The following is a 15,736-nucleotide window of genomic DNA, read 5'->3' on the forward strand; positions in this document are numbered from 1 at the left end:
TTGAAAGTAGCGGAGTGGTTATGGGTGATCGGCACGACTATGTGGCCCTCGAGTGGGTCAAAGGCGAGATTGCCGAAACGCTGAAGCAGGCTCATCAAGCGTTGGAACAACTGCTGGATGATCCGCAGGCGACGCACGCGCTGGACGAGTGCCTGACGTGCATCCATCAGGTTCACGGCAGTTTGCAAATGGTCGAGTTCTACGGTGCGGCCCTGCTCGCCGAAGAAATGGAGCAACTGACCGCCGCGTTGCAACAAAACCGCGTCAGTCATCGCGATGAAGCCATTCATCTGTTAAGACAGGCCTTGGGGCAACTGCCGATCTACCTCGACCGGGTGCAAGGCGCACGGCGGGATTTGCCGCTGGTGGTGCTGCCGCTGATCAACGATCTGCGCAGTGCACGCGGCGAAAGCCTGTTGTCGGAAACCAGCCTGTTCAGCCCGCAACTGCCGGACTTGCCACCGCTGGATCAGGACGACCTGGCGCTGCTGGAACTACCCGAATTACCCAATGTGCTGCGCAAGTTGCGGCAGATGCTGCAAATGGCGTTGGTCGGTTTGCTTCGCGAGCAGGATGGCGAAACCAATCTGGATTACCTGACCAAGGTCTTCGCCAAGCTTGAGACGTTGTGTGGCGATGCGCCGCTGAGCCCGTTGTGGCAGGTGGCTTCGGCGCTGGTCGAAGGCCTGCGCAAAGGCGTGATTGCCAACAGCCCGGCGCTGCGCAGCCTGTTCAAGGACGCCGACAAGGAACTCAAACGCTTGCTGGAACAGGGCATGGCCGGCATCAATCAGGCGCCGCCGCCCGAGCTGCTGAAAAGCTTGTTGTTCTACATTGCCAAAGCCGAACATCCCACCGGGCAGATGCTGACCATGAAAGATCGCTACGGACTGGACGATGCGCTGCCCGACAGCGCGATGGTCGACGAAGAACGCGCACGCCTCGCCGGCCCCGACCGCGATGCCATGCGCTCGGTGCTCGCCGCATTGTGCGAAGAACTGGTGCGGGTCAAGGAACGCCTGGACCTGTTTGTGCGCAGCGACCGCCAGCACACCTCGGACCTCGAAAGCCTGCTCGCGCCCCTGCGGCAAATCGCCGACACGTTGGCGGTGCTCGGTTTCGGCCAGCCGCGCAAAGTCATCATCGATCAATTGGCAGTGGTGCTGAGCCTGGCCCAAGGCCAACGCGAACCCAACGACGCGATCCTCATGGACGTCGCCGGGGCCTTACTCTACGTCGAAGCGACGCTGGCCGGGATGGTCGGCACCGTCGAGCCGGAAAGTCAGGAAGAAAGTCGCCTGCCGACCACCGACCTGACCCAGATTCATCAGATCGTGATCCGCGAAGCGCGAATCTGCCTGCAACAAGCCAAGGACATGATCGTCGACTACATCGATGCCGATTGGGACCGCCAGCAACTGCAACCGTTGCCGGCGTTGCTGACCCAGGTGCGCGGTGCATTGGCGATGATTCCGCTGACCCGTGCCGCGAGCCTGATCGAAGCCTGCAACGGCTTTATCCGCGAACACTTGCTGGTGGACACCGATCATCCCGGTTGGCAGCAACTCGACAGCCTGGCCGACGTTATCACCAGCATCGAGTATTACCTGGAACGCTTGAACGACGACCCACAGGAGGTCGGCGAACAGCTGCTCGATGTCGCGGAAAACAGCTTGGCGGCCCTCGGGTTTTTCCCCAGCGAAAAACTCGTCCCCGTACTTGAAGACGTGCTTAGCCCCAACGAAGCCCAGGTTATGCAAGACCTGCAGGAACTGGACGATCCCGAAACCGTGCAATCGCTGGCCGCTGTGTTGGCCAGCCCGGTGTCCGCCGTCAACCCGCCCGCCCTGAACACACCGGGCAGTCTGTTGCCGCCGCCGTCCGGCGAAGAACCGGTGGACGATGAACTGCGGGAAGTCTTCCTCGAAGAAACCGACGAAGTCCTCGACGTGCTGCACCAATACCTGCCGCGCTGGTCGGCCAACGCTGACGACGCCGCTGCCTTGAGCGAACTGCGCCGCGCCTTTCACACCTTGAAAGGCAGTGGTCGGATGGTCCGCGCATTGGTGCTCGGCGAACTCGCCTGGGCCATGGAAAACCTGCTCAATCGAGTGCTGGAACACAGCGTTAAACCTGGGCTCGCGGTGCAACAACTGCTGACCGATGCACTCAATCTGCTGCCGGAACTCATCACAGAATTCGCCGCCAATGCCCAGCGCCAGCGCGACGACGTGGACCGCTTGGCCGCCCGGGCCCACGCTTTGGCCAAGGGTGATGAGTCGCTGTCCGACGAAGACACCCAAGACGTCGCCGCCCTCGATCCGTTGCTGCTGGAGATCTTCCGCAACGAAGCCGAAACCCACCTCGCCAGCCTCAATCGCTTCCTTGATCAAGCCGCCGAGCACGTGCCGTTGCAAGCCAGCGACGAGTTGCAACGCGCCCTGCATACGCTCAAGGGCAGTGCCTCCATGGCCGGCGTGGTGCCGATTGCCGAACTCGCCGCGCCGCTGGACCAACTGGCCCGTGAGTACAAGGCGCACCTGATCGCCCTGGATCTGGACGAAGTCGAATTGCTGCTGGAAGCCGAAGGGCTGTTTCGCCTCGGTTTGCGTCAGCTCAAGACCGATCCGCTGGCAGACATTCCGGACGCTCGCTCGCTGATCGAACGCACCCACGCAATGCTGGACGAACGCCTGGAAGCGATCCTCAGCGCGCCAAACCGGGCCCTGCGGGTCAAGCGTGATCCGCAACTGATCAACAACTTTCTGGCCCAGGGCATGGACATCCTGCTCGACGCCGAAAGCCTGTTGCAGCGTTGGCAGCAGCATCCCGGCGAGCGTCAGGAACTCAGCGCGTTGCTGGACGAACTGACCACCCTCGGCGAAGGCGCGCATCTGGCCGATCTGCATCCGGTGGATGAACTCTGCGAAGCGTTGCTCGACCTCTACGGCGCGGTGGAAGAGAGCAGCCTGGCGGTCAGCGACGCGTTTTTCCATGAAGCGCAAAGTGCCCACGAAGCGCTGATCAACATGCTCGACGAACTGGCGGCGGGCCAGGAAGTCAGCCCGCAACCGGAACGCGTGCGGGCCTTGCACGGGTTGCTCGATACCAGCCTCGATCCGTCGGCCATGGGCCTGATTCGCAGCGACGGCAGCCGCGCGTTGAGCATTCGCGAACTCGGTAGCGCCACTGCTGAGCTGTCGCACACCGCGACGCAGATTGAACACGACGACGAGATCGTTTCGATCTTCCTCGAAGAAGCCGTGGATATCCTCGAAAGCGCCGGCCAGGCTTTGCAGCGCTGGTTGAACGACCCGGATAACGCCGCGCCGCTGTCATCCTTGCAGCGGGATTTGCACACCCTCAAGGGTGGCGCGCGAATGGCCGAGGTCGAGGCGGTGGGTGACCTCGCCCATGAACTGGAAAACCTTTACGAAGGTTTGGTGGACCGCCGCTACAGCCACAGCGAAGCGCTGGCGCGGTTGCTGCAAACCAGTCATGACCGCTTGGCGGTGCTGCTGGAGCAACTGCAAAACCAAAAGGCGTTGGGTGATCCGAATGAGCTGATCGACGCGATTCGCGCGTTTCGTCAGGGCAATACCGCCACCGTTGAAACCGTCGAACCCAAACACGAACATGACTCCCCGGGCCATGACCCGGAGCTGCTGGAAATCTTCCTGGAGGAAGGTTTCGACATCATCGAAAACTCCGGCGCGGCGCTGGTGCGCTGGCAAGCCGAGCCGTCGAATCGCCAGGAAGTCGAAACCCTGCTGCGGGATTTGCATACGCTGAAGGGCGGCGCGCGGATGGTGGAAATCGCCCCGATCGGCGATTTGGCCCATGAACTGGAATTCCTTTACGAAGGCCTGTCGGCGGGTGTGCTGCAACCGACGTCAGCGTTGTTCACGCTGTTGCAAAGCAGCCACGACCGGTTGGCGCAGATGCTTGATGCCACCCGCGCTGGCCAGCCTTGTCCGCCGGCGGATCGGCTGATCGACGCGATCAAGAACTTCAGCCATCCGGTCGTTCCCGAAGCCCCGGTCGTCGCGCCGGTGGCTGCCAAAATTGAAGTGCCGGCACCGGATGCCGGTGTCGACATGGTCAAGGTCTCGGCCGAGCTGCTCGACGATCTGGTCAACCTTGCCGGGGAAACCTCGATCTTCCGTGGCCGCATCGAGCAGCAGGTCAACGATGCCCGCGTCGCCCTGAGCGAGATGGAAACCACCATCGAACGGATGCGCGATCAGTTGCGCCGCCTCGACACCGAAACCCAAGGCCGGATTCTCAGTCGTCAACAAGTCGAAGCCGAACGCCTGGGCTACGAAGAATTTGATCCGCTGGAAATGGACCGTCATTCGCAATTGCAGCAACTGTCCCGGGCGCTGTTCGAATCCGCCTCCGACTTGCTCGACCTCAAGGAAACCCTCGACCGGACCAATCAGGACGCGGAAAACCTGCTGCAACAGCAGGGCCGCATCAACACCGAATTGCAGGAAGGCCTGATGCGCACGCGCATGGTGCCGTTCGAACGGATGTTGCCGCGCCTGAAACGCATCGTGCGGCAGGTGTCCGGCGAGTTGGGCAAGGACGTGGAATTCGTGGTCGGCAACGCCGAAGGCGAGATGGATCGCAACGTGCTGGAACGCATGGCCGCGCCGCTGGAGCACATGCTGCGCAACGCTGTGGATCACGGTCTGGAATCCGCTGAAGTGCGGATCGCGGCGGGGAAACCGGCTCAGGGGCGCATTACGCTGGATCTGTCGCGAGAGGGCGGCGACATCATTTTCGACATTCGCGATGACGGCGCCGGTGTGCCACTGGACGCGGTGCGGCGCAAGGCGATCAAGCGCGGCATGCTCGCACCGGACAGCGATATCAGCGACCGCGACGTGCTGCAATTCATCCTGCAACCCGGGTTCTCCACCGCCGAGAAAATCACCCAGATTTCCGGGCGCGGTGTGGGCATGGACGTGGTGCACGAAGAGGTGCGCCAACTCGGTGGCAGCATGAGCATCGACTCGACGGCGGGGCAGGGCGTGCATTTCCGCATTCGCCTGCCGTTTACCGTGTCGGTCAACCGGGCGCTGATGGTGCAGTGCTTTGATGATCAATACGCGATCCCGTTGAACACCATCGACGGCATCGTCCGCGTGCTGCCCAACGAGCTCGAAGGGCATTACCGCCTCGATCCTCCGACCTATAAATACGCCGGGCAGCACTATGAACTGTGCTACCTCGGCGAACTGCTGAAAACCAGCACCCGCCCGAAACTGCTGGGCCAGAGCCTGCCGCTGCCGGTGTTGTTGGTGCAGTGCAACGAACGGCACATCGCCGTGCAGGTGGACTCGATGGCCGGCACTCGCGAGATCGTGGTCAAGAGCCTCGGCCCGCAATTTGCGGCGGTGCAGGGGTTGTCCGGGGCGACGATTTTGGGCGATGGTCGGGTGGTGCTGATTCTCGATTTGCTGGCGCCGATCCGTGCCATGCAAACCCGCGTGCCGCAACGGCCGGTGCCCCAGGAAACCGAGGCTGAGCCGCACAAACCCTTGCTGGTGTTGGTGGTGGACGACTCGGTGACGGTGCGCAAGGTCACCAGCCGCTTGCTCGAACGCCACGGCATGAACGTGCTGACCGCCAAGGACGGCGTCGACGCCATGCTGCTGCTCGAAGATCACCTGCCCGACTTGATGCTGCTGGACATCGAAATGCCGCGCATGGACGGCTTCGAAGTCGCCACACAAGTGCGCGCCGACGAACGTTTGCAGCACCTGCCGATCATCATGATCACCTCCCGCACCGGCCAAAAACACCGCGACCGTGCGATGGCCATCGGCGTCAACGACTACCTCGGCAAGCCGTACCAGGAATCGGTATTGCTCGAAAGCATCGCGCTGTGGAGCAAAACCCATGCTTGAGCATCGCACCAGCAACCTCACCGGGCTGTTGCTGCCCTTGGCGGATCGCAATTTGATCCTGCCCAACGTCGCTGTGGCTGAACTGATCGACTATCAACCGGCGGCGTTCGATCTTGATACGCCGCCGTGGTATTTGGGGCTGGTGACGTGGCGGGATCGGCAGATTCCGTTGCTCAGTTTTGAGTCGGCGTGTGGCAACAAAGTGGTGATTGGCGAGCGGGTAAGGATCGTCATCCTCAATGCGCTGGGCGGGCGGCCGGAGTTGAAGTTCATTGCGCTGTTGGTGCAGGGGATTCCGCGGTCTTACAAGCTCGATAGCCAGTTGAGCTATGTGGATGTGCCGTTGTGTCCGCTGGAACAGGCGGCGGTGCAGGTGGGGGAGCAAGTGGCCAAGGTGCCGGATTTGCTGGCGCTGGAGGAGTTGTTAGTGAATGCCGGGCTCGTCTGACGGGCCCCTTCGCGAGCAAGCCCGCTCCCACATTGGATCTTCAGTGAACACAACTTGTGTGCACGACCGGAACCCCCTGTGGGAGCGGGCTTGCTCGCGAAGGCGACCTTCAATTCACCTCAAATCTGACGGCTAAACCTTACCCTCAGCCATCGCCTCATGGCGGTCCAGCACTCGCTCGACCAACACCTGCGCACCCTCCGCCATATCGGCTCACGAATCTGAACTCCGCCTCCGGGAGTACTTGGGTGGAACGGTAAGGTGCCGCTTTGATTCGGGGTTATGTCGAGAGCCTGCTACAACGATCAACGCCCCGCCGTCTCGCACAAAATCATTCACCTCTTTGACTCGGCGACTTCGTAGCCAGGTAATCCATTTGGCCAGCTCGGTGTAACCCTGTTGTTCAAACATCTGCAGGAAACGCACCTGCCAGCGTTTGCACGCCGCCCCGCAAAGCCCTGTTCGTCGCTGCAGGTCAACCACACTCTCGCCATTGATCAGCCCTTGGACAAAACCCAGCCAGAGGTCCGGATAACCTAGACGGGACAGCAAAGTGCCATGGAGCAAGCTCCTCGTGCTCCAACAACCGTAGCAACGAAAGTCAGGGCGTCGCTCGTCTATACGCTGCATATGAGGTGAACCACACTTCAGGCAGGCCACCTGCTGAATGGTCAACAACTGCTCCAACCCACTCAGAAACGCCTGTGCCTGGATCGCAATATGCGCGGGCGGCTCCAGGTTGGTTCGATCTTGCCGTGCTGACCACCAGCGGTACAACGCTGGAAATTCTTTAGCCATCACGGCTCGGCAGGGCTTGATCCAGCGCCACGTGGTGCTGGGGGAAATACCCATGGCGATGGCGATAGTGGGCGTCGGCCAACCGGCTAACAGGTATTGACCATAGATCCACCACAGGTGCATCAGCCCGTAATTCTTAAAGGGGTTTTTCGTCAGACAATTGAAACCTTTGTCGCAAGCAACGCAGCGGTAAAAAGGCAGCCGCAGGCTTAGGCTGGCGTCCAGTCTGAAGCGAGGATGACCGCACTTTGGGCACTCAACCGGTGATGTATTGGGCAGGTCGTGTAGATAGCGGATAAAGGCTTCTGCTTGGCCGTGGAGTTCGACGGGAAGGCAGATGTGGTAGTCGGGTGGCGTGTGAGCATCGGACGTTGAGCTTGAATTTTTCATAGAGAATCTAGCGGGTTAACCGTTTAGCCTCGGGACGTGGGCTCCTGAAGATGCGTATCCGGTGAGGGGTTGCTGCATTTCTTTCAAATCACCGAATCAATATCAAAGTCATGCGGTGCCCCCACGGCATGGCCGTAGATCGAAGCCACCAGTTGGTCATCACTTTCGCGGCGTGGGGCCATGGCCATTTGTTCTTTGACTTGATTTTCAGCATGGTCGAGCCAGCGTTGCAGGTTTTCTGCCAACCGTTCGGGCTCAGTGACGAGCGACCCGTAGACCTTTTTTTCGGTGATGTGGTTATACCGAAGGGGATCCAGTCGTTTGAGCGTCACGTTTACTTTGTTGATCTCAAGACTTATGGCGTTGATGTCTGCCTCGTAGGTTTCCTTATATTTCATGTTTTTGTTCGATAGGTTGTTTTGCCCGGAGCGCAATTGATCGTTGACGCTTTTAAGCGCAGTCGATATCCGTTCAAACTCCGCGTGGGTCACGAGTGGGCGTTTTTCCTTGATGGCTTCCTGCGAACGCTTGAGTGATGCCCAGCAGGCGGGAATGTAGCTGCCGACCATCGAATGGCTGGCCGCATTGAGCAGTTGAATCAGCAAACCAGGTCGATCCGGGAGCCCGTTTAGTTGCTGGATGGCCACCGAGCACGCGGCATGCTGGGTAATGGTGTCGCAGCCGGGTTCCCACAGGATCATGGACACTTCGTTGCGGCTGAACTCCACCGGCATCGCATGATGCAAGGTGCCGTGATGGCCGTAGGGTTCGCCTGTCCAGTTGGTGATGCCCGCTACAAAAACCGAGACGCCAGCCGGCACGTTGACGAAGGTCAGCGCCACGCCTGCACCGAAAATGCGGGCCTTGGTGTTCATCCAGGTGCCGGGCACGCTGGGCACCGGGTCGTTGTGGGCGACCATGCGGTAATGCGTCAGCGGTTCTGCACCTTTTATGAAATTGGCATCGCCGGCACGGGGGGCGCCGTAGGTGTAGAGCTGGATGTTGTAGCCTTCAGGTCTGCGACGCAGCATTTCCGAGAGCAGCAATGCCACTGCGCCACCGAGGCTGTGGCCGCAGATCAATAGTTTTTGACCGGCATAAAACTTGTCGAGGTATTTCACGACGAAGTCATAAGCTTTTTGCGCGCCCTCGTAAAAGCCACGGTGAACTTTGCTGCCGGTATCTTCAAACGGTATTTGAAACGCATCGGCGTCGCGCAGGCCATCCGCCATGAGTTCGTAGGTGCCACGCACTGAAATCAGGATCAGTTCGTCGTGGTGGGTAATGAAGGCCTGGGTATCGGTAGATTCCGAGCCAAGGTCCCGGTCGTCGAAGAAGTGAATGTTGGCAGGGTGTTCCTGATCGTCTCCCAGTGCAGGGTTGTTTACGGCATAGAGGTCTGGGTCGAAGGGCACGATTTCCAGGCGTTTGGAGTACGGCACGTCCTCATACAGTGGGTAGTAAGCGGTTTTTTGTCCGGAATCGACTTTCCCGAGTTCTTCAAACTTGGCCAGTGCGTCGCCGAACCAGTTACCCACGCTGGGTTGCTGGGGGAAGCTAACAGTCTTGGTTTTGACGGGTTGCTCATCGGGCTTTTGGCCAAAGGGGCAATAACTCAAAGTGGCCATCAGCGCCAATTGATAGAGGTTGAGCGCACAGTAATCGGCGTCGGTGGACAGCATGAGACGCAAGGCCCGCAGCGGGCGCACTTCCAGTACTGTGTGCTTTAGCGGCATGAGGGCAACACCGTGGCCACCCGACTTGCCCATGATTTTCGCCGGCCCCGATCTCATCGGGTAATGGCTGTAAACCTGGGGCGGTAAATGTGCGACATGCTCGACCAGATGACGCACTTCCAACTGGAAAAATGCATCGGCGCAGGCTTGTGCGGGATTTTCTTTGGTGCGGGTGGCGTTTTGGTTCAGGTAACGGGTTTGCTCGGCGCGGACTTGGAGTTCAGTGATTTTGAGGGGGTAATGGGGTCTTGTTTGTAAGTCTTTATATAGCTGTTCTGACCCTTGGTACTTTTGATCAAGTAAAAGCGAAATGGGGCCTGCGAAGTGATCAGTAATTTTACCGGTGCCCGTGACATCCAGATGCCCCTCGTAGGTTTTCCTTTCTGAATCGGTGACGACGTAGGTCAACCCCGCGTAGGGTTCACCAGAGCCGAACTCATCGACTAGCTGAAAGCTGCTCCATCGACCCTGTGCGGGGCACGCCAATACTCGGCTGCTCAGCGGGGATTCCAATTCTTTTTCCATTGAGGTCATGCCGAAAGCTCCTTATTCGGTGCAGCCTGGGTAAATGGTGCATTGCCTGCCGTCAGGCATCTGAAAGCCGCTGAAGTCTTTGTAATTGCCATTGCAGTAAGCTCGCTGATCCTCAAATCCTTTGCCCAAACAGCGCTTCCAGCCGTTCGGAACTTTGACCCACGTATCTCCCCATCCAGGCGTTTCTTCTGCGGCCAACTTGATGTGCATCTTCACGGTCGTACCCGGCAACTGGTCCGGGGTGAACGCCGCGAAAGGCTGGCCACGTCCCCGCTCGCCCTGTGCATCGATTGTTTTGCAGTTGAGAATTTTCCTGAGGATGCGGGGCTTGCCTGAGGTGCGGAACAGCCATTGGCATTCACCGAAGAAGTCACTTTCGCCCGCTTCGTTAACGACGCTTTTGTACTGATCCGCCACCTCGTCGCGAACAAACACGCTGGCGATGTCCCCTCCAAAATCTCCCCGGGCTTTTCCATAGGTCGCGTTGATATCCAACTTGATGCGACTAATGACCAGCGGGCAGCCACCGACCGTTCGGCGCAGGGCGATTTCAGCGGTTGGTTGGTAGTTTTCACGCCATTTCATGTTGTAGCCGACGGCGGTGTTGCGCCCTCCCGGCACGGTGCAGGTTTCGCCCTTGGCCGGCACATACACGGCAATGGCCTGATAGGCGAAGTCGGGCGGCAGGTCGGCGGTAAAGGTAAAAGTGTTCGGCTGGCTGCTGGCGCAACCTGCGATTAGCGCGAAACAGGCCCCCAAACTTGCGTTAAGCACCAGACGATTCATAACGGCCCATCCCCCCGCCAAAACGCCATCGTCTGTTGCACCCGCTCAAAATGGTCACTCGGCGTTTCGCCCGGACGCACTTGCCAGTGCGACGACAATGCATAGCCCGGTGCCTGCAAGGTTTGAATCAATAGAAACGCCAATTGCTCCGGTTCGAACCAGCCCCACGCCTGTGCCTGAGCCAGTCTGTCGCGCAGCCACGCTTCAGGATCATCCTGTTCGGCCAGTTCGGCGTAGGCCCCGACATGTTCCGCCAGCAGGTAGCGGCGTGCATTGGCCAAGCGAATTTCATCGGCCTGCTCATCGGGTAAAGGAACCTGGTGCCACAGCGGCTGATCCGGCACGGGATACGTGCCTGGGGCCGGGTTATCCGTGCATTCCCAGCGAGCTCCATTCCAGTAACACACACTGATAGCCGGCCCGAGGTAGGCGGGGTATGCCTCGACAGGCAGTTGCGCCAGAGCGCGGCTCAACACCCGATTATCGTGAAAGCGATACAGCGCCTGCTGAGGCCGTGTGCCGATGAGCAAGCGTGCTTGCCAGTGTTTGACCAGTGTGGGCAGATCGTCTTTTTGCAGGCTGGCGAACCAGCCCCAGTTGCGCTGTGGATGTTTGCGCAGTTCATCAATGCGCCTGTCATCGACTTGATCGAAGGCGAAGACAAAAGGCCCGGCATCCGCCAGGTCAGCGATCAGGGTGTCGCCGTATACGCTCATGTACTGGTTGAACTGGCAGGTCTTCAACAGGGATTGGCGGGTGTCGCGTTCGTTCTCCGAGTCGAGAACGATGCACAACAGATGGCCAAGCCGTTGCTGCTCGATCATCCAATGACGGGGCAGGGCGTCGGTCATGCGGCGGCTCCCTGCGTCATGCAAATACCTTCTCGGCAGGCTTCGCAGAGGGGGCAGAAATCTGCTCCCAGCACTTTGCTGGCCGACATGAGGGCGCCTTGGCTGGGCGCAATCATGGGGGGCAGTTCCGATGGTTCCAACAAGGCGTCAAGGGTGCCGGGCAGGGATAACGCGGCGGCTGAACCCGCAACCGGATCACCCCCTAACTGGATTTCGCTGCTGCTGAAAATGCCAGCGTGGCCGATCACGATGTGCTGGCCGCCGGCCTTTAAACTGAGGCTCGCTCCGGCCTCCAGCGTCAGGTGCGCCCCGGCCTTGATGTGCACCTGCTGACCCGCCTCAACCACCAGCGTCTGATCGACTCGTGTGTGGCTGTTGCTGGCGATATGCAGGTAGTCGTTGGCCTTGAGTTCTACTCTGCGGTCGGCGGTGACGGTGCGGTGTTCTTCGGCTTCCAGCACGCTGATGCTGTTGCCCCTGATGGTTTCCCGGCGTTCGTTTCCGACTTCCAGGCGGCTGTCGTGTTCGACCTTCTGCTCCATATCGCGCTGGGCGCGCAGGTAAATCAACTCCCGGCCGGCACGGTCTTCCAGGTGCAATTCGTTGAACCCGCCGCTGTCCGGCGAACTGCGGGAGCGAAATACACTTCGGGTTTTGTGGGCGGGCAATTCGTAAGGCGTCGGGTTGGCGCTGTTGGCCAGACACCCCGTGATCAACGGTTGATCAGGATCGCCTTCCAAAAAGCTGACCAGCACCTCCATGCCTACTCGCGGGATGGTGACGCCGCCATGGACATTGCCGGCCCAATTGGATGACACCCGCAACCAGCAACTGCTTTTGTCGTCGTTGCGACCCTGGCGGTCCCAGAAAAATTGGGCTTTGACCCGACCGTACGCGTCGCAGTGGATTTCCTCACCTTTAGGGCCAGTGACGATGGCAGTCTGGCTGCCCAGCACTTTCGGCTTTTTATAAAGGTGTGGCGGACGGTATGAAACGTCCCACGGTATGGCAACAAACTGGTTTCGATAGCCTTGAACAAAGTCGTTTTCGCGACTGGATGCAGCACTGGGCGCGCTCTCTTCCAGGACGTTCGGCTGTTTGCATTCGTGGCGGACTTCCGTCAGCAGCCACAGGTCATTCCAATGCGTGCATGAATGCTCCGACATGTGCAGAAAATGCCCGGAAACAAACTGCTGTTGATCACTTTCGCCTTCCGCTTGCTGGTAGTCGGCCCGATGGCGTTCGAGGGCTCGCTTGGTTAAAAACTTGCCACGCTCTCGCAAGGTAAAGCGGCCAGGGTAGTCGTAATCCTCCAAGTCGGGCTGAGCCTGATGAACGTCCGGCTGGTAGTCGGACTCCAGCAGAATCCGGGCTTTTGCAAAGTCGTAGTCGCGGCGGGTGGTGCGACTGGTGCGCGTTTCGACGCGCAGTTCAAACCGATTGATCACCGATTCCTCGGCCACCATGCCGTTGTCCTGTTTGTAGAGGGTCGGCCGCTCAAGCCTGGGGAATACGGTTTGGTCATCGCCAAACACCATCACGTGTTTTTCGTGACTGTGCTGGAAGTGGTAATGAATACCTTCCTCTTGGCACAGCCGTTGGATGAAGAACAAATCCGACTCGTCGTACTGCACGCAGTAGTCACGCGGTGGATAGTCGGAGCCCAGCTGAAAGAGATAAAGATCGCGGTGGATGCCGTGCTCTTCCAGCACTCGCGCAACGATCTGCGGGACGTTCAACTGCTGAAAGATTCGTTGGTTGATGCGGTGGCTCAGGTAAGCCACCCGAGGCACGAGCGTCACGCTGTAACGGGTCAGGCGCTTGCCGGCATCGCCTTGGCCCGCGCGATAGATTTGCCCGTGAATGCCGCCACCTTCGCTGAACGCCAGAAAGGCTTGTTTGTGCAGCAGGCTTTCAAGATCGAGATTGGGCTTTTCGCTGACCAGCACCACGTCGAAGGCATAGGGCGTGCTGATCGCTTCCCGGCCTGTGAACTCAAGCACTTGAAGATCCGTCTTCAGGTCTTGAATCGTCAGAGTGAAACGCTTTGGAGGGCTGTGACCAAACATCCTTTGTTCCTTCGACGGCCGCTGAGGTGTTCACATCCTCATTCGATGAGGCGGATGCGAGTGACCCAAAAACTAACAAGCGTGCCGAAGAAAAAATGTAAGGCGGTTCTTTAAACGTCGTAGGACGCGACTCTGAATGTTGCGTTGGCGATGTTTTTTACTTACGCGCTCACGAGCAGATTCCTACCCATCAGTGTTCACTGAAGATCAATTGCGGCAGCGAGCCTGATCGCGAAAGCGGCAGGCCTGCCACCATTGATGGTGAATTTTATGGCCTCTTCGCGAGCAGGCTCGCTCCCACAGGGAAATGCCTTCCAAATTGTGGGAGCGAGGCTTGCCCGCGAAGGCAGCCTTCAATTCACCGCAAAATTAACGGCTAAACCTTACCCTCAGCCATCGCCTCATGGTGATCCAACACCCGCTCCACCAACAACTGCACGCCATCCGTCAAACGGCTGATCGCCAGGGCGACGGAGCGGCGTGAGCCTTCCACATCGTCCGCCAGGTTAGCCGCAATCGCGCTGATGGACATCAAGTCCTCGGAAGCATTGGCCAGCATAGCCTCGGGGTCGTCGACATCCGGGGCAACGGCGAAGAGGTGGTATTTACGGCGCTTGGTTCGTTTTTCGTCAGCAGGGGGAAAGTAATGGGCGAAGGCGCGGTCGGCGGCTTCTTTCATTTTTTCTGCATCGAGGGATGCTTGGGAATCGGTCCCGGATTCTGGGGGGTTGGGGGTAGCTTTGAACATAGTGAATCTCCGTCTAACGAGTTTTAGCTGCTCCATTAGGCTTCCAGGCGAAAGGGTGGCAGCTGTACGCGGGCTGGAAACCCGGGGTAAACGGACAAAACCCGGCAGACCCGAAGGTCTCCCGCGCACAACCGCCATAACGGAGCGCACTCATTAAAGGTGCGCAAGCATACGTTAAGAACAGCGCTTTTGTGTCGTTTACACCACGGGTTTCCAAGCCCGGTCGCTGAGTTTGCAGCGACCCACAAACGATAACGATCAACCCAAAACCCCACCAGTCAGCGGCTTCCCGCATTGCTGTAGTCCACGACGCCAGACCACGTAGCCGCTCACCCCTCCTGTGGCGCAACTTTTAAACACAAATCCCCATTCGGCTGCCAAAAGTTGAAGATTCCCAAAAAGGGACCTATCGTTCCCTTTTTGGGACTCTTCGGTTGCCACTGTGAAAAACCTTTCCCTCAGCGAAGCCTTGTTCACCACCACCCAGCAAAAAGTGCTGGGCTTGTTGTTCGGCAAACCCGACCAGAGCTTTTACGCCAACGAAATCGCCCGCTGGGCTCAAGTGGGTAAAGGCAGCCTGATGCGTGAGCTGGATCGGTTGCAGCAGGCCGGCGTGCTGACCTTGACCCGCCAGGGCAACCAGACCCATTACCAAGCCAATCCCGACTGCCCGATCTATGCCGAACTGCTGGGCATCGCCCGCAAAACCTTCGGCATCGCCGAGCCCCTGCGCCAGGCGCTGCAACCCTTTGCCGAACAGATCACTTGGGCCTTTGTGTACGGCTCCATCGCCAAGGATTCGGCAAACGCATCCAGTGACATTGATCTCATGCTGATCGGCGAAGGCCTGCACTACAGTGAAGTGATGGAGCGGCTCATGCCCCTGGAGGAGCAACTGGGTCGCGTCCTCAACCCGACGCTCTACACCCCCGGCGACTGGGCCGCGAAACTGGCGGCTGAAAACAGCTTTGTCGTGCGTGTGGCGCAGCAGGACAAGATCAATCTGATGGGGCAAAACCCTTTGGAGTCCAAGGATGGGCAGCAACGAGAATCTGGAAAACCTGTTACGTAGCGGTGGACTGAAAGCCGAACCGCCAGATCGCAAGGAATGCGAAGGGCTGATGCGTTCGGCGGTGGATAGATTGAAGGATGCGCAGACGGCTTCGCTGTCTTTCGCGAGTCGTTTCGACCTGGCTTACAACGCTGCCCATGCCTTGGCTCTGACGGCACTTCGCTTGTGTGGTTACCGTTCAGACAAGCGGTATCTGGTGTTTCAGTGTCTGGTTCACACGGCGGATATTGGCAAGGTGCAGGTGCGGTTGTTTGCCCTGTGTCATGAGCGACGGAACCTGGCGGAGTACGAAGGCTATATGGATGAAGACCCGGCGTTGTTGGCGCAGTTGTTGGAAAGTGCTGAGCAGCTTTTGATTCGGGTGCAGGAGCAGATGGCCGGGCTGTGAT

General features: G+C 59.0%; 10 protein-coding genes. 4 read left to right on the forward strand and 6 right to left on the reverse strand.

Annotation, left to right across the window (positions count from 1 at the left end):
- The first annotated feature begins 20 nt into the window (after positions 1-20).
- Complete coding sequence (locus tag HB680_RS28840) at positions 21-5,915, forward strand: Hpt domain-containing protein (RefSeq protein ID WP_213941713.1); 5,895 nt, start codon at positions 21-23, stop codon at positions 5,913-5,915.
- Positions 5,908-6,363: a chemotaxis protein CheW gene (locus tag HB680_RS28845; protein ID WP_213941714.1), complete on the forward strand. Its 456-nt coding sequence runs from the start codon at positions 5,908-5,910 to the stop codon at positions 6,361-6,363. Before HB680_RS28840 ends, HB680_RS28845 begins: the two co-directional genes overlap by 8 nt.
- Positions 6,364-6,576: 213 nt before the next feature.
- Here the strand turns inward: HB680_RS28845 and HB680_RS28850 are convergent, their stop codons facing one another.
- From HB680_RS28850 to HB680_RS28875, 6 genes are all read right to left on the reverse strand, one after another.
- Complete coding sequence (locus tag HB680_RS28850) at positions 6,577-7,551, reverse strand: helix-turn-helix domain-containing protein (protein ID WP_213941715.1); 975 nt, start codon at positions 7,549-7,551, stop codon at positions 6,577-6,579.
- An 83-nt stretch (positions 7,552-7,634) separates the two neighbouring features.
- Complete coding sequence (locus HB680_RS28855) at positions 7,635-9,821, reverse strand: lipase family protein (RefSeq protein ID WP_213941716.1); 2,187 nt, start codon at positions 9,819-9,821, stop codon at positions 7,635-7,637.
- A gap of 12 nt (positions 9,822-9,833) precedes the next feature.
- Positions 9,834-10,607: a hypothetical protein gene (locus HB680_RS28860; protein ID WP_213941717.1), complete on the reverse strand. Its 774-nt coding sequence runs from the start codon at positions 10,605-10,607 to the stop codon at positions 9,834-9,836.
- Complete coding sequence (locus tag HB680_RS28865; RefSeq protein WP_213941718.1) at positions 10,604-11,458, reverse strand: DUF4123 domain-containing protein; 855 nt, start codon at positions 11,456-11,458, stop codon at positions 10,604-10,606. The genes HB680_RS28860 and HB680_RS28865 overlap by 4 nt, the downstream gene beginning before the upstream one ends.
- Positions 11,455-13,527: a type VI secretion system tip protein VgrG gene (locus tag HB680_RS28870; RefSeq protein WP_213941719.1), complete on the reverse strand. Its 2,073-nt coding sequence runs from the start codon at positions 13,525-13,527 to the stop codon at positions 11,455-11,457. Before HB680_RS28870 ends, HB680_RS28865 begins: the two co-directional genes overlap by 4 nt.
- Before the next feature lie 376 nt (positions 13,528-13,903).
- On the reverse strand, positions 13,904-14,275 hold the full coding sequence (locus HB680_RS28875) for a DUF6124 family protein (protein WP_213941720.1): 372 nt from the start codon (positions 14,273-14,275) through the stop codon (positions 13,904-13,906).
- A 442-nt stretch (positions 14,276-14,717) separates the two neighbouring features.
- Here HB680_RS28875 and HB680_RS28880 point away from each other — a divergent pair, with 442 nt between their 5' ends.
- Complete coding sequence (locus HB680_RS28880; RefSeq protein WP_213941721.1) at positions 14,718-15,347, forward strand: transcriptional regulator; 630 nt, start codon at positions 14,718-14,720, stop codon at positions 15,345-15,347.
- Entirely contained in the window at positions 15,310-15,735 is a 426-nt protein-coding gene (locus HB680_RS28885) for a hypothetical protein (RefSeq protein WP_213941722.1), read from the forward strand. The genes HB680_RS28880 and HB680_RS28885 overlap by 38 nt, the downstream gene beginning before the upstream one ends.
- Position 15,736 lies beyond the last annotated feature (1 nt).

Origin of the sequence: Pseudomonas sp. dw_612, from assembly GCF_018449725.1 — a bacterium.
Lineage (GTDB): Bacteria > Pseudomonadota > Gammaproteobacteria > Pseudomonadales > Pseudomonadaceae > Aquipseudomonas.

What these genes read in the sequence shown, in the direction of transcription:
- HB680_RS28840 (WP_213941713.1), top strand. Translation starts at nt 21, where the DNA reads ATGGGTGATCGGCACGACTATGTGGCCCTCGAGTGGGTCAAAGGCGAG.
- HB680_RS28845 (WP_213941714.1), top strand. Translation starts at nt 5,908, where the DNA reads ATGCTTGAGCATCGCACCAGCAACCTCACCGGGCTGTTGCTGCCCTTG.
- HB680_RS28850 (WP_213941715.1), bottom strand. Translation starts at nt 7,551, where the DNA reads ATGAAAAATTCAAGCTCAACGTCCGATGCTCACACGCCACCCGACTAC.
- HB680_RS28855 (WP_213941716.1), bottom strand. Translation starts at nt 9,821, where the DNA reads ATGACCTCAATGGAAAAAGAATTGGAATCCCCGCTGAGCAGCCGAGTA.
- HB680_RS28860 (WP_213941717.1), bottom strand. Translation starts at nt 10,607, where the DNA reads ATGAATCGTCTGGTGCTTAACGCAAGTTTGGGGGCCTGTTTCGCGCTA.
- HB680_RS28865 (WP_213941718.1), bottom strand. Translation starts at nt 11,458, where the DNA reads ATGACCGACGCCCTGCCCCGTCATTGGATGATCGAGCAGCAACGGCTT.
- HB680_RS28870 (WP_213941719.1), bottom strand. Translation starts at nt 13,527, where the DNA reads ATGTTTGGTCACAGCCCTCCAAAGCGTTTCACTCTGACGATTCAAGAC.
- HB680_RS28875 (WP_213941720.1), bottom strand. Translation starts at nt 14,275, where the DNA reads ATGTTCAAAGCTACCCCCAACCCCCCAGAATCCGGGACCGATTCCCAA.
- HB680_RS28885 (WP_213941722.1), top strand. Translation starts at nt 15,310, where the DNA reads ATGGGCAGCAACGAGAATCTGGAAAACCTGTTACGTAGCGGTGGACTG.